Annotated in this window: 11 protein-coding genes and 2 pseudogenes; 8 read left to right on the top strand and 5 right to left on the bottom strand. The window is 60.6% G+C overall.

Annotation, left to right across the window (positions count from 1 at the left end; translation table 11 throughout):
• The 6 genes and pseudogenes from D1012_RS21685 to D1012_RS21660 all read left to right on the top strand — a co-directional run.
• Positions 1-111: pseudogene (locus D1012_RS21685) on the top strand (IS5/IS1182 family transposase); the annotation flags it as partial.
• 73 nt (positions 112-184) lie between these two features.
• The gene (locus D1012_RS21680; RefSeq protein ID WP_118156216.1) at positions 185-1,303 is read left to right on the top strand and encodes a metallophosphoesterase family protein; all 1,119 of its coding nucleotides are present in this window, start codon (positions 185-187) and stop codon (positions 1,301-1,303) included.
• Entirely contained in the window at positions 1,300-3,906 is a 2,607-nt protein-coding gene (locus tag D1012_RS21675) for an AAA family ATPase (protein WP_118156215.1), read from the top strand. Before D1012_RS21680 ends, D1012_RS21675 begins: the two co-directional genes overlap by 4 nt.
• A gap of 411 nt (positions 3,907-4,317) precedes the next feature.
• The gene (locus D1012_RS21670) at positions 4,318-5,211 is read left to right on the top strand and encodes a hypothetical protein (protein WP_118156214.1); all 894 of its coding nucleotides are present in this window, start codon (positions 4,318-4,320) and stop codon (positions 5,209-5,211) included.
• A gap of 154 nt (positions 5,212-5,365) precedes the next feature.
• Positions 5,366-7,696: an AAA family ATPase gene (locus D1012_RS21665; RefSeq protein WP_118156213.1), complete on the top strand. Its 2,331-nt coding sequence runs from the start codon at positions 5,366-5,368 to the stop codon at positions 7,694-7,696.
• Positions 7,693-9,603 carry a UvrD-helicase domain-containing protein gene (locus D1012_RS21660; RefSeq protein WP_118156212.1) on the top strand — a complete coding sequence of 637 codons (1,911 nt, stop codon included), beginning with the start codon at positions 7,693-7,695 and terminating at the stop codon, positions 9,601-9,603. The genes D1012_RS21665 and D1012_RS21660 overlap by 4 nt, the downstream gene beginning before the upstream one ends.
• A gap of 352 nt (positions 9,604-9,955) precedes the next feature.
• Here the strand turns inward: D1012_RS21660 and D1012_RS21655 are convergent, their stop codons facing one another.
• Entirely contained in the window at positions 9,956-10,267 is a 312-nt protein-coding gene (locus D1012_RS21655; protein ID WP_118156211.1) for an ETC complex I subunit, read from the bottom strand.
• A 380-nt stretch (positions 10,268-10,647) separates the two neighbouring features.
• On the opposite strand from D1012_RS21655, the gene uvrB reads away from it, so the two are divergent.
• Positions 10,648-12,828, top strand: coding sequence for an excinuclease ABC subunit UvrB (gene uvrB / locus D1012_RS21650; protein WP_118156210.1), 2,181 nt, complete (start codon positions 10,648-10,650; stop codon positions 12,826-12,828).
• On the opposite strand, the gene D1012_RS21645 is transcribed toward uvrB, so the two are convergent.
• Entirely contained in the window at positions 12,825-13,397 is a 573-nt protein-coding gene (locus tag D1012_RS21645; protein ID WP_118156209.1) for an NYN domain-containing protein, read from the bottom strand. The two genes, uvrB and D1012_RS21645, sit on opposite strands and share 4 nt — an antisense overlap.
• A 121-nt stretch (positions 13,398-13,518) precedes the next feature.
• On the opposite strand from D1012_RS21645, the gene D1012_RS21640 reads away from it, so the two are divergent.
• Positions 13,519-13,740 (top strand): hypothetical protein, encoded by a 222-nt coding sequence (locus D1012_RS21640; protein WP_118156208.1) that lies wholly within the window; start codon positions 13,519-13,521, stop codon positions 13,738-13,740.
• Here the strand turns inward: D1012_RS21640 and parA are convergent.
• The 3 genes and pseudogenes from parA to D1012_RS21625 all read right to left on the bottom strand — a co-directional run.
• Positions 13,731-14,357, bottom strand: coding sequence for a ParA family partition ATPase (parA, locus tag D1012_RS21635; protein WP_118156207.1), 627 nt, complete (start codon positions 14,355-14,357; stop codon positions 13,731-13,733). The genes D1012_RS21640 and parA overlap by 10 nt on opposite strands.
• 114 nt (positions 14,358-14,471) lie before the next feature.
• Positions 14,472-14,789 (bottom strand): hypothetical protein, encoded by a 318-nt coding sequence (locus tag D1012_RS21630; protein ID WP_158569421.1) that lies wholly within the window; start codon positions 14,787-14,789, stop codon positions 14,472-14,474.
• A pseudogene (locus D1012_RS21625) lies at positions 14,786-14,886 on the bottom strand (IS5/IS1182 family transposase); the annotation flags it as partial. The pseudogene D1012_RS21625 and the gene D1012_RS21630, both read right to left, overlap by 4 nt.

Below are 14,886 nucleotides of genomic sequence, written 5' to 3'. Positions count from 1 at the left end.
ATGTTTGGAAAACTCAAGGACTGGAGGCGCATTCACACACGATACGACCGCTGCGCCCACACCTTCATGTCCGCAATCGCCATAGCCGCCATCGTCATCTTCTGGATATGATCAATGAGTCCTGAGCCTAGGTAAAGGGTTGTCTTCCGACCAACCCATTCCGAACGTCGTCAGGATCTTTGCTATGGCATTCCGCTTCATTCATACCAGCGACCTGCATCTCGGACGGCGCTTCGCCAATATCGCTGAGCCGCCGGACGGGAACTTGCGCGGCCGCCTGATGGAGGCACGGTTCGACAAAATTCGGGCCTTGGCGACTGCTGCGCAGGATCGCGGGGCGGGTCATGTGCTGCTGGCAGGAGATACCTTCGATTCCGCCACCCCGTCGCGGCAGGCGCTGGCGGCGATGCGTGACGCGCAGGGGGTGCAATGGTGGTTGCTGCCCGGCAACCACGACAACCTGCGCAATGCCGAGCAAGTCTGGGACGAGATCAACCAGAACGCCCCTGAAAATGTCCATGCTCTGCGGGGCACCGATGTGGTGGAGATTGCGCCGGGGGTGGCGCTTTTGCCCTGCCCTGTGCCGGTCCGCGCGACAGGGCGTGATCTGACCAAAGATTTGCCGGGAATTGCCACGCCCGAGGGCGTGATCCGCATCGGGCTTGCCCATGGCGGGGTGGTCGATTTCACCGAAAGCGGCGAGCAGATCCCGCCGGATCGTGACCGCAGCGCCGGGCTTGACTATCTGGCGCTTGGGGATTGGCATGGCCGGTTGCAGGTCTCCCCACGGACCCAGTATCCAGGCACGCCGGAGCAGGATCGCTTCAAGCACGGCGCGCGGGGTCAGTGCCTGGCAGTGACCCTTACACAAAGCGGAGCCGTCCCCGAGGTGACCGGGATCGAGACCGGTAGCTTCCTGTGGTCCGACGTTGCCTTGCCGCTGCATGACGGCGAAGATACCGCCGCGGCGCTAGATGCGCGTCTGCCAACGGCGGCGCGGCGAAATTCGCTGTTGCGCATCAGGGCGGGCGGGTGGACGTCGCTTGCCGGTCACGCGGCGCTGCGGGCAGCAGTGGAACGGCACGCACCGGAATTCGCGCTTCTTGACCTTTTGCCCGACGGCCTGGGCCTGCTGCACAATGTTACCGATCTTGACGCGATCGATCAGGCTGGCGCGATGCGGCTGGCGGCGGAGCGTCTGATGACCGAGGCCGGGAATGACACGCTGGCCGAAGCCGACCGCGACATCGCGGCGGCGGCGCTGAACCGGCTTTATGCCTATGCGACGGAGGCGGCGCGATGAAGCTGCGCGCTATCATGCTCAAGGACGTGCGCAGGTTTACTGATCCGGTGCGGATCGACGGGATAGCCGATGGCGTGAACGTGCTGTGCGCCCCGAACGAGTTCGGCAAGTCTACCGTGTTTGACGCGCTGCGGGCGCTGTTCTTTGTGCCGCATGGCTCACGCGGCAAAGAAATTGGCCAGCTGCGCCCGCATGCCGGTGGCGCGCCGGAGGTGGCGGTCGAGATTGAGACGCCGGACGGAAACTTCCGCATTTCCAAGCGCTGGTTCAGCAAGCCCGAAGCCCGCGTCACCCGCGCAGGCGTGCTGATCGCGCAGGCGGATCAGGCCGAGGCGTGGATCGCGCAACTGCTTGGCAGTGGCGATGGCGGACCGTCGGGCCTGTTGTGGGTGCGGCAGGGCCTGACCAGCCTTGCCGATGGCAGCAACAAAGAGCAGCAGGCCGCGCTGGACGCGCGGCGCGATCTGCTGTCCTCGGTCACCGGCGAGGTCGAGGCGATGACGGGGGGCCGTCGCATGGATGCAGCACTTGCCCGCTGCCGTGAGGAACTTGGGGCCTATGCCACCGGGACCGGGAAGCCACGGACGGGGGGGCCGTGGGCCGAGGCGGCACAGGCGGTCAACGCGCTGACGGCGGACCGGGATGTGCTGGCCCGACGGGTCGAGATATTGCAGTCCGCCCTGACAGATCGGATCAGGTTGCGGCGCGAACTTGCCGAGATCGAGAGCCCTGACGCCATCGCCGACCGCCGGGCGCGGCTTGAGGCGGCAACGGCGGCGCACAGCGCGGCGCTGGCCCATGCAGAACAGGTAAAAGCCGCGTTGCAGGCGCTTGAGGCCGCCACCCACGCGGCTGACCGGGCGCAGCGCGACCTTGCGGCGCTGCGGTCCGCGACGAAGGATCACGCTGCCGCCTTTCAGAAGGACAAGGATGCGACGGCACAGCTGACGGCGGCGCAGGATGCGCTTGCCAAAGCCGAACAGGCGCATGGGGAGGCAGTGGCGGCCGACGACACCGCCCAGGCGCGACGTCAGCGCGCCGGGGAATTGCTGGGGCGCGTGCAGGCCCGGGCGGCAGCGGCTGCCGCGAACGACCGTCGCGCCGAGTTGCAGGACCGGATCGTGAAAGCCGGTGCCGCGCGGCAAGCGGTGGAGACAGCCACGGCCGAAGCGTCCATTGGCCCGGACAGCGTTGGCATCGACCGGCTGCGCGGCCTTGCAGCGGCCCTGACGACAGCCCGCGCACTGCGGGACAGCACCGCGACGCGGGTCACGATGCGCTATGCTCCGGGACGGGAGGGGGCTGTGCGCGCTGGTGATGCGCTGCTTGCGCATGACAAGGTTCACCCGATCCACAGCGACACAGTGCTGCACATCGATGGGCTGGGCGCGCTGACCATCCACCCGGGCGAAGGCCCCGAAGGGCTGGCCGATGTGGCGCGCGCCGCGACCGATCTTGCCAAGGCACTGGGCGAGTTTGGCCTCGCATCGATGGAGGAGGCGCTGCACGCGCATCACAAGCGGCAGGAGGCTGCCGACCGGCTGACCGGGGTTCGGGCCGAGCTGGCAGCGTTTGCGCCCAAGAGCATTGAAGATTTGCAGCAACAGCTTGCGACGCTGCCAATAGCGATGGCGGAGGACCACGCCGATTTGCCGGTAGCGGAGGAAGCGGAAGCCGAATTGCAGGCGTCCCGTGGACAGGCGGCGGAATGCACCGCGATCCGCGAGGCTGTGCGGGAACGCCGCGACACTGCCCGGACGACAAGGGCAGAGGCGGCGGTGCGGCAGGAGGCTGCGGCGGAGCGGCTGGAAACGGCCCGCGCAGCACTGAAACGGCTGGCATCGCAGGATGAGGCTGAACTGGCCGTGCAGGCCACCAATGCCAACGCCGCGCGAGAGCAGGCCGAAGCCAGGGTGAAACACATCCGCGCCACCGCCCCCGACATTGCGGCGACCGACGCCACGCTGAAACGCGTGAAGTCGGTCGAGGATGCGGCGCGCGACCGGATTGATGCCTTGCGTCCCTCCATTGCCGCACTGACCGAACGGATCGCCGGAAACGCTGGCGAGGCGGTCGAGGAGCAGTTGCAGGAGACCGACGAAAAGTTGGAGGTGGCCCGCGACCACCTTGCTCGTGTGGAACGAGAGGTGAAGGTGCTGCAACGCTTGCAAGCCGCGCTGGAAGGTGCGCGTTCGGAAGCGCGAGACCGCTATTTCGAACCCATTGCTGCCGAACTGCGCCCGCTGCTGCATCTGCTTTGGCCGGAGGCCGAGCTGAACTGGGCGGACGACTCTCTGCTGCCGCAATCGCTCACCCGGAATGGTCAGGTGGAACCCGTCGACATCCTGTCCGGCGGCACACAGGAACAGATCGCTTTTCTCGTGCGCCTCGCCTTTGCGCGGCTGCTGGCAAAGGGCGGTCGTCATGCGCCGGTAATCCTTGATGACGCACTTGTCTTTACTGACGATGACCGCATTGAACGGATGTTCGACGCGCTACACCAGCAGGCGGGAGATTTACAGATCATCGTCCTGAGCTGCAGGCAAAGGGCATTCCGGGAGCTGGGCGGTAAAGCGCTGCAGATTACTGCCGAGGCCGGATGACAGAAGAATCCAGCCAAGAAACTTCAGCTTTGCCGCGCCTCAGTTGAGCGATTTCGGTTTGCCCCCAAGTTGTCCCCTGAATTTGTCCACGCCATACTTTGGAAAGCACCAGCTAGCGTTCGCGAGCCAAGTAAAGGCGCGGCACGACGAACTGAACTCGGAGGTTGGCGTAATCGTGGGCGACGGCGTGCCGCAGCGGTGTTGAGAAACAGCCTCGGGCAAATGGAACTGGGTTGCGACAATCTCGTCCCGGTGATCCCGCACCTCCCGGTGCTCCACCAGGATATCTGGCTCTCTATGCACCGAACACTTCGAGGCAGCACTCGTGTCAGAGCAGTTTGGCATTACAATGGAGAGCTTTTCTCGGATAGGTAAATCTAGACATTTCAACCCGTTCAGGGGAGCGACACATTGAAAATTCGGAAAGCGCCGATTGGGATCGATACGCTCGAGGAATACCTGGCAGATGCGTCAGATTTTGCCTTTGAACTTCGCATCCTGCGAATGCTCACTGGAAAGGGCCTCGAATGTTCACATGGCGGCCAATACAAGGATCCTGATACCGGCAAGTCGCGCGAGTTCGATATACGGCTCAGAGCCACTCACGGACAGATTACGGTTGCTGCCGCCATTGAATGCAAAGCGATCGGTGCGCACTTTCCCTTGCTCGTGTCCTGCGTTTCGAGGGACCCGTCGGAGTCATATCAAGAGGTCTTCTGTCATCAACCGCGTAAAAGTCGGCCAGAACCCTCATTTGGGTTTGGTGTCAATCTTACCCATTTCGACCCGCCTGACCTGAGTGGCCTGCAGGGCAAGGAGGCCATGCGCCTCGGCCCGAGCCCACTTTATCCGCCCGGACAACCCGTGGGAAAGAGCACCGCCCAGGTCGGCCGCAGAGAGGGAAAAGAGAACGAGCTGGTCGCAAATGATGCAGAATTTTTCGAGAAGTGGTCGCAAGCGCTTCAGTCGCTGGACGATCTTGTCCAGGATATGGGCGATAGCGATACAATCAATAGGCTCTGGAATGGCCGACTACATTTCGGCTGCGCGCTCCCCATTGTTGTCGTTCCGAATGGCACGCTTTGGTCGGTCTCCTTCGGCCCGGATGGTGCGAAGCTGGGGCCGCCAGCGCAGGTCGGCCGCGTGCCAATTTTTATCGGGCGAGGCTACGGCAAAGGAAACATTGACCATTCAATGAGCGTTTCTCATCTTGAGGTGATGACAGAAGAAGGCCTTTCCGCGTTTTGCGACGAGTTTCTTTCCGGCCCGGATGGCCTGAAGCGACTGATATCGAATGATCAGTAGGCCCTTGCGCACGTTTCGGATTTGAAACCCGGATTCTCAATCCCAATGGTGGCGCAGCACCCGGTTTGTCGGTTAGGGTTATCTTCGGAGACAACCAAACTGGTTCAAAGGTTGGTTTCATCAAGATCTTACTCTCATAAGTTACTTTCTCGGCATGGTGGAGAACAAGCGCGGGCATATACAGTTTGTTGAGGTGAGCAATTTTCGAAAGCTCAAAGACGTCCGGATCGATCTGGCGGAGCAAACCACACTTTTAGTCGGAGCGAATAACAGCGGTAAGACATCCGCCATGCATGCGCTCCGCCATTTCCTCGTCGATGGCGGACGATTTGGCACCCACGACTTCACTCTGTCGCATTGGCACACCATCAATGAGATTGGTGAGGCATGGAAAAAAACCCAAGAGACGGAGGCCGCCGGTGGGCCGCAACCCTCAATCGACGACTGGGCTAAAGTGTTGCCGACAGTAGATGTCTGGCTGCAAGTGGAGAAAGGCGAGGTCCACCTCGTCAGATCGATTTTGCCGACCCTTGCCTGGAAGCCTGGCCTTATTGGCGTCCGACTGCGGTTCGAACCTAAAAAAATCGAAGAGTTCTATCGCGAATTCACTTCAGCTCTTATTGCGGCACGGGACACCAAGGCGGCAGCAAAGGAGCAACTCGGCAAGGTGCTGAACGTGAAGCTCTGGCCACAAAACATGATGGATTTTCTTGAGCGACGGCTACGGGCGCACTTCAGTCTTCAGGCTTATGTCCTGGATCCAACCGAAATTAAGCTCCCCATCAACGGTATAGCCCAGCCACAGATTTTACCAGAGACAGCACTCGCGATTCCTGGCAACCCACTTTACGGCCTTGTAAGAATTCATGAAATTAACGCCCAGCGTGGCTTCGACAACGCTTCAAACGGCAATGAGGCTGGAGAAACAATGGCAGCGAGTCCGCGGAAGGAGACACGGAAACTGTCTGATCAGCTCCGCTCCTATTACGCCAATCATTTAGATCCCTTCGATGCGCCGGACGCGAGGGATTTGCAGGCGCTTTCGGCCATCGAGGGGGCACAGGATGCGTTCGACGAAAGGCTCTTGGAATGCTTCTCGTCGGCCCTAAAGGAAGTGGCGGGGCTAGGCTATCCGGGGGTGTCCGATCCCCGCCTCAAGATTAGCACTCGCATTAGACCAACTGATGGCATGAACCATGAGGCGGCGGTCCAATACGAGATCGACATGAAGGCGGGGTCTGCGGGCGCTGTCGCCCTTTCTCTCCCAGAGCATTCAAACGGGCTGGGCTACCAAAACTTGGTATCGATGGTATTTCAGTTGATGAGCTTTCGCGATGCCTGGATGCGCGTGGGCAAAGCCGGAAAGCAGGCCCGTGACAAAGATAACTTCCAACTTGAACCCTTGCATCTTGTCCTGATCGAAGAGCCGGAGGCGCATCTCCATGCTCAGGTCCAACAGGTCTTTATCCGCAAAGCGTTTGCTATTCTGCGCGACCACCCAGACCTAAAGGAAAGTGGCAAACTTCGATCACAGCTCGTAGTCAGCACCCATTCAAGCCACATTGCTCATGAGGCGGAGTTTGCAAATCTGCGCTATTTCCGGCGGCTACCTGCAAGTGTAGCAGGCGATGTGCCTGTATCGACGGTTGTCAATGTGTCGGAAGTATTCGGAAAGGGCGTCGAAACATCAGACTTCGCCAAGCGCTATCTTCGCACGACCCACTGCGATCTATTTTTTGCCGATGCGGCCATTCTTGTCGAAGGTCCTGCAGAACGGATGCTCATCCCTCATTTCATCAGGCACCACCACGATAGCCTTCATCAATGCTATTTGACGCTTTTGGAGATTGGCGGCGCGCACGCGCATCGTCTTGAGCCGCTCCTGAAGCATCTGGGTCTGCCGACCCTTGTTGTTACTGACCTTGACTCCAAGGTTCCTGGAGGTGAGGCGTCGCAGCCTGCGCGTGGGCAAGGCCTGGTCACCAACAATACGACGCTTAGGTCATGGGTGCCCAAAGTTTCCGAAGTCGATAGGCTTCTCGATCTCGAACCAGCCAAGCGCCTTGTAGCATTCGACGACCTTTCGGCAGTGCGCGTCGCATACCAGCTCCCCGTGCTGGTAAAGGTTTCTGAAGCGGCAGACGCCGTCGAAGAGGAAGCTCTTCCCTACACCTTCGAGGATGCTTTGGTATTTGCCAACCTATCGCTCTTCCGAAACTTAGACGGGACCGGACTTGTCCGAAAGTTTAAGGACGCCATCGCCGCCACCACCACTGCCGCAGATCTTGGTGCCAGCTTGTTCAGTAGCCTCAAGACCGGCAAGAAGGCCGAGTTCGCCCTCGATGTGCTCGCGCTTGAGGATCCCGCTGGCTTGACCGTGCCTAATTACATCTCTGAAGGCTTGGCATGGCTAGAGTCTCAATTAAGGAAACGGCAAATGGAAGTAATTGAGGCGGATGCGAAGGCTGTGGAGCTAGAAGCGTGACCGCCGGCGTGGATGACGACATTGTGGATTCCGCAGTCGACGAAGAGCTTTACGCCTGCTCCGATCTAGACTCTCCGAAAAGTTTTCTCCTTTTTGCTGGTGCCGGCTCAGGCAAGACTCGTTCCTTGGTATCGCTGCTTGAGCGCCTTCGCACAGAGAAAGGGCGGCGCCTTTGGCTGGGGCGACGCAAAGTCAGGGTCATAACTTACACCAATGCTGCCTGTGACGAGATCAACCGCCGCCTTGGCTTCGATCCACTCATCGAGGTATCGACGATCCACAGTTTCTGCTGGTCACTTATTGAAACCTTCCACACCGATATTCGGGAGTGGTTACGAACAACTATTCAACAGGAAATCAGTGAGCTGCGTGCGCTGGCTGCGCGGGGCCGCGCCGGGACGAAGGCCGCGATAGATCGCGAACTCTCAATCACAAGCAAGGAGCGACGTCTTGCTCGCCTCGACGACATTCGGACATTCACCTACAGCCCAACCGGTGATCGTCAGGGACGAGGTGCTCTTGGCCATAGTGAAGTCTTGGCGATTGCTGCCGACTTCCTGATACAGGTCGACGGGATCCTGCCGGAGATTCTCGTCAATCAATATCCAATTCTACTGATCGACGAAAGCCAAGACACTACCAGACGGCTCATGGACGCCTTTCTAACTGTCCAGGCGGCGAACCGGGAACGGTTCTGCCTTGGCCTGTTTGGTGACATGATGCAGAGGATCTACGCTGACGGTAAAGTCGGCCTGGCCGAGGCTCTTCCGGACGACTGGGCAAGGCCCGCCAAAGTTATGAATCATCGTTGTCCTCCTCGGGTGGTTCAGCTGATTAACAAGATTCGAGAAATTGTCGACGGTCAGCAACAGAGGCCCAGGACGGACAAGCCAGAAGGAACAGTCCGGTTCTTCGTTCTGGGAAGCAATACGACGGACAAACGCGACGCCGAGGCTCGGATCGCCGATCGCATGGCGCAGATCACGGGCGACCAAGAGTGGATCTCTACGCCCGCAAGCTACAAGACGCTGACCCTCGAACATCACATGGCCGCCCGGCGCGCGGGCTTCTTCCAACTGTTTGAGGCACTCCAACAGGATGATAGCCTCCGGACAGGACTTTTGGATGGTTCTCTGCCCAGTCTGCGGCTCTTCACGAACGACGTTCTGCCGCTCGTTCAAGCTCTCCGGGTCAATGATGCATTCGCTGTAGCCGCCTTGACTCGGCAGAGATCGCCGTTGTTGTCGGCAGCAGCGTTGAAGGCGGCCGGGGACAAACAGGAAGACTTGTTGGCCGAAATCCAGACGGCGGTCAGCTGTTTGGCCGCTCTGTGGTCAGATGCAAACGCATCTCCAACCTTCCTCGAAGTCCTACAGGTCGTTTCAAAATTCCGCCTCTTCGAAATACCCGAGCTCTTGACTAACATCCTTCGGCGCATTCACGCGGCCGGACCTGACGTCGCCCCAAGCGCCGAGGATGAGGCTGCTGATCCCCAGGACACGACAACTGTCGCTTTGCAAAATTTTCTCATGACGCCATTCGAAGAAATAGGACCCTACGCCGATTATGTTTCGGGCCTCGCATCATCCGCCACCCATCAAGGGGTGAAAGGACTGGAGTTTCCAAGGGTAATGATCGTTATCGATGATGAGGAAGCTCGCGGCTTTCTATTCAGTTACGAAAAGCTCTTCGGAGCCAAGGGAAAGAGTGACACGGACGCAAAGAACGAGGCGGAGGGAAAGGAAACTGCCATAGACCGGACGCGTAGGCTCTTCTACGTAACCTGCAGCCGCGCCGAACAATCCCTGGCTGTCGCCGCGTATTCGGCCAACCCAGCCGCAGTTCGCGAGACAGTTATTCGTCAAGGCTGGTTTTCCGAAGATGAGGTCGAAATGCTGGCGCACTGAACATGTATGTGAATGTTTCGGCTCCGGATAAAGGACCATTTCTTAGGATGCCTACCTGGAGCCGGGGTATTAGTGTGCGCCAGATCCCAGCAGGCTGCCTAGTCGAGGCACGGTCCCAGGCAAATTCAAGGATCTAAACTGACTTTCGCCCGTTCTCGGGGCAGACCGCGCTCAGCCAGATCTAACTTTCGGACGCTGCACGTCTGTTTGGCCACTCGTTCAAATGCAGCTGGAGTGCGAGAGCGACTTCCGAATGCGCCCCAACAAAATCAACGCCTTACAAAACCTTTGCCCCGAACCGGCAAAACCTTGCCCCAAACGGCAGCAACTATGCCCCGATTTACATACAAGATCAGTGGGTCCAGACACCGCGGCGGTCGGTGGCGAAGTTTTCGCCGTATCCGCGGGCGCGGATCAGCGGTTTGCGGGCTTTTGGCAGCTGCACGTCATAATCGATGCCCTTGGCCTGCGCATAGGCCTCGGCCGCCTCCAGCGTGTCAAACTGCAGCCGCACCTGCGCCTGGGTGTCACCCGATGAGGTCCAGCCCATCAGCGGATCAACCTCACGTGCCGAGGCGGGGGCGAAATCCAGCTGCCAGCCCTTGGTCTTGGCGGTGCCCGATTGCATCGCGGTTTTGGTGGGCTGATAGATGCGGGCGCGCATGGGGAAACCTCCTGAACAGACAGGCGATATATGGCGGAAAACCGGGGGGAGACGCAAGGCCCAAGACGGGGAGCAAGTCGCTGTCGGCTGACCACGGGGTGTGGGTGGGGTGTGGTGCGATCAACCGACAGCTTCGTTGCTGCTTGCCCGATCACTGTGCCAAAGCTGCCCTTGCATTTCAACTGAAAGCTGCAAGTTTTCGATGTGTTTTCGCTAAAATTGAATCGCTTCCCTTAACCTTGCCGCAAGCTGGGTTAATCTTCCGTGAAAGCCCCCCTTTAACCAGAACAAAAACGGAATATATTGGCGCCTGCAACGCCCCGCGCAGAAAAGCTCCCGCAGGGACTCGCCCCCGGCCCCCAGCTCCCCGGAAGGATGCCATGCCCCATAACAACGCCAATGCGCTGACCGAACGCCCCGATGTGCTGACCCGGCCCAAGCTCGAAGGCGGTCGGCGCTTTGTGTTGTCGACCCCGTTCCAACCCGCAGGCGACCAGCCGACAGCGATTGCGGAACTGTCAGCGGGCGTCAGGGCGGGCGAGCACAACCAGGTGCTGCTGGGGGCCACCGGCACCGGCAAGACCTTCACCATGGCCAAGATCATCGAGGAAACCCAACGCCCGGCGATCATCCTGGCCCCCAACAAGACCCTTGCTGCGCAGCTTTATGGCGAATTCAAGGGGTTCTTCCCCGAAAATGCGGTGGAATACTTCGTCAGCTATTACGATTACTACCAGCCCGAAGCCTATGTCGCGCGGTCCGACACCTATATCGAGAAAGAATCGCAGATCAACGAACAGATCGACCGGATGCGCCACTCGGCCACGCGGGCGCTTTTGGAGCGTGACGATGTGATCATCGTGGCCTCGGTGTCGTGCATCTACGGCATCGGCTCGGTTGAGACCTATTCGGCGATGACGCAGGATCTGCTGGTCGGGCAAAGCTATGACCAGCGCAAGGTGATGGCGGAACTGGTGGCGCAGCAGTACCGCCGCAACGATCAGGCGTTTCAGCGCGGCAGCTTCCGGGTGCGCGGCGACTCGCTCGAAGTCTGGCCCGCCCACCTTGATGACCGCGCCTGGCGCTTCAGCTTTTTTGGCGAAGAGCTGGAGGCGATAGTCGAATTCGACCCGCTGTCAGGGGCCAAGACCGACAGTTTCAAGCAGATCCGCATCTACGCCAACAGCCACTACGTCACCCCGCGCCCGACGATGCAGCAGGCGGTGATCGGCATCAAGAAAGAGCTCCGCCACCGGCTCGACCAGCTGGTGAACGAGGGCAAATTGCTGGAGGCGCAGCGGCTGGAACAGCGCACCAATTTCGATCTGGAAATGCTGGAGGCAACCGGCGTCTGCAATGGCATCGAGAACTATTCGCGCTACCTCACGGGGCGCGCACCGGGCGAGCCGCCGCCGACGCTGTTCGAATTCATCCCCGACAATGCCATTGTGTTCGCGGACGAATCCCACGTTTCCGTCCCGCAGATCGGAGGCATGTACAAGGGCGACTTCCGGCGCAAGATGACGCTTGCCGAACACGGCTTCCGCCTGCCGTCGTGCATGGACAACCGGCCCCTGAAATTCGAAGAATGGGATGCGATGCGCCCGCAATCGGTGTTCGTGTCCGCCACCCCTGCGGCGTGGGAAATGGATCAGGCCGGCGGCGTGTTCACCGAACAGGTGATCCGCCCCACCGGGCTTGTCGATCCACAGGTCGAAATCCGCCCCGTGGAGATGCAGGTCGATGACCTCCTGGATGAGATCCGCAAGGTGGCCGCCCAAGGTCTGCGCATTCTGGTCACCACGCTGACCAAGCGCATGGCCGAAGACCTGACCGAGTATTTCCACGAACAGGGCATCCGCATCCGCTACATGCACTCTGACATCGACACCATCGAACGCATCGAAATCCTGCGCGACCTGCGCCTTGGTGCCTTCGATGTGCTGGTGGGCATCAACCTGCTGCGCGAAGGTCTCGATATTCCCGAATGCGGGCTGGTGGCGATCCTCGATGCCGACAAGGAAGGCTTCCTGCGCTCGGAAACCTCGCTGATCCAAACCATCGGTCGCGCCGCGCGCAATGCCGATGGCCGGGTCATCATGTATGCCGACCGGATCACCGGCAGCATGGAGCGGGCCTTGCGCGAAACCAACCGCCGCCGCGACAAGCAGATCGCCTATAACCTTGAGCACGGCATCACCCCGATGACGGTGAAGAAGAACATCGAGGATGTGCTGCAAGGCCTGTGGCAGGGTGACACCGACATGTCCCGCGTCACCGCCAAGGTGGACAAACCGATGGTCGGCCAGAACCTCGCCGCCCATCTCGACGCCCTGCGCACGGCGATGCGCAAGGCCGCCGAAAACCTGGAGTTCGAGGAAGCCGCGCGCCTCCGCGATGAGGTCAAACGGCTGGAGGCGGTCGAGCTGACCATCTCTGACGATCCCCTCGCCCGCCAGTCAGCGGTCGATGACGCGGTAGACGAGGCGCAGAAAATGGCCGGGCGCTCCACCGCCGGCCGCCCCGGCCAGCGCGGCGGGGTGAAACGGCGCAAGCGTTAAGTGCCGGTCTCCAGCCAGAGCACCCCATTGCGGTAGCCGCCGCGCCGCAAATGGCCCGGTTGCGCCACTTCGGGGAACTCATCCACCCAGTCGCGAAAGCGGTCATTGCTCAGCACGGCAGCCCCCAACTCGCGCGCGGCTTTCAGGATCACCGGATCGGCGGGGCTGCCCTTGGGCACCACCAGCACCCGGTCTGCGGGCAGACCCAACGCCCGCGCCAGCGGACGGTCATCCATATACCGCCCCGCCAGCTTGTATCCGGCGTTGGCGTCGAACACGACGCCCGGCTGATAGCCCAGGTCCGTCAGCGAACGGACCACCTCTTGTATCGTGGCCAGCTGCGGGGTTTCACCGTTCCAATGCATGATGTTTGATCCGTCGATCACAATGCTGCGCGGCGCGGTCGTCGGCACCTGCGGCGCCCCTCTGGCGCGCAGCATCAGGATCAGCGCGGCAACCGCCGACAGCAGCGCCAGCAAGACCGGCGCAGAGTCCACCGTCCCGGTCAGGCCATAACTGAACAGGGCCACGGCAAAAGACATCAGGAACAGGGCAAAGGGCACAGGCATGCTGCCATCCTGACACGCAGATCAGGGCAGAACAAAGACCGGAACGGATAGAATTTGCGGCATCAGGGCTTGGATTGCGCGGGCGAAAACGCTACCTGCTGTGCAACACCGAAAGGCACGCATGAAAAAGTTCATCGACCCCAACCACCCGTTCTTTGCCAGTGCCCTCGTGCGCTGGGTGACATCGCTGGTGCCGGTGATCTGGGCACTGGTGGAGTTTGTCCATGGCAACACCGGCTGGGGCATGATCTCTGCCGCGCTTGGCGCGCTGGCGTTCTGGGCGCTGATCGTGCGCGGGCCGGATGAACCCACCGCCCCCGGCAAAGACACGCCTCAGGACTGAAGCTGCGCCAGAATCTCGTCCGCCAACGCGGCAATCTCGGTCGCGGCGGGCGATTTGCCAACCTCGGACACCGCCAGCCCGTTGCCCATCGTCTCGGCATAGGCCACGCGCTGGCCCAGCCGCGCCGCCGCCACCTCGGCCAGATCGCCCGCCGCATTGGCCACCTCTTCCCCCAGCCGCGTGCCCGCCTTGCAGCGGTTCAGCACGATCAGCGTGGTCCGGCTTTCGCGCGCGGCAAGGTCAAGCACCCCGTCGGTCGCCCACAGATCGACATGGCTGGCCGATACCGGGATCAGCACCAGCGACGCCTCGCGCAAGCTGGGCCGCAGATCGGCGTCGATCTTGGGCGGCGTGTCGATGATCACGATGTCATGGGTCTTGCGCAGCTTTTCGCACTCATAGCCCACACCCCAGGCAGAGGCGGTCGACAGATCCATCCCCGGATCGCCCAACCGCTCCCGCCGCGCCATGAACCAGCGGCCCAGAGAGCCCTGCGGATCGGTGTCAAGCAAAGCCACCGACACCCCCCGCCGCACCAGCTCCACCGCCAGATTGACCGAAAGCGTGGTCTTGCCCGACCCGCCCTTTTGCTGCGCAACCGTGATGACCTGACCCATACCGCCCCCGTTTCTGCGCTGCAGCATAGAGTGATTCGGGGTGTGGGGATAGGGGTAGGTTACCGCGCCCTTTGACCGCACGTAGGGCGGGGTTCACCCCGTCGTCATGGGAGATCAAGAGTCGATCGGCGCGACAATCGCTCCTGATATTAAGGTGTCGTAGTCTATGACAATAAGCCGTCCACCATGGTACTGCCGCATTGCTTGCCCCACCTCTTCTGGTGGCATATTCTCTGCATGTCCCACCACAAGTATCAAGTTAGGATTGCGGAACTCAACCTCATACTTCTCCTTTGCGAACTTCATTGCCTCTGGATTATTTAAAAAGTTGTCATAGTGCGAAAGCTGTGCAACTCCTTCTCCCACATAGTCAACAAACCGACGACGCGAAGCCTTGGCCTTGACTAGGGTCAGGACTCGTTCTCGCTTCATAGCCAGAACATGACGGTTGCGGCGAGGGCGATGGCTGAGAGGAAGACCTTCGGGCATCTGTCGTAACGGGTTGCGACCCGTCGCCAGTCCTTCAGCC

Source organism: Pseudotabrizicola alkalilacus, assembly GCF_003443995.1.
In the GTDB taxonomy this organism is placed as follows: Bacteria; Pseudomonadota; Alphaproteobacteria; order Rhodobacterales; family Rhodobacteraceae; genus Pseudotabrizicola; species Pseudotabrizicola alkalilacus.
Note: the sequence above shows the minus strand (reverse complement) of the source record. Positions and strands in the feature narration are given on the sequence as shown.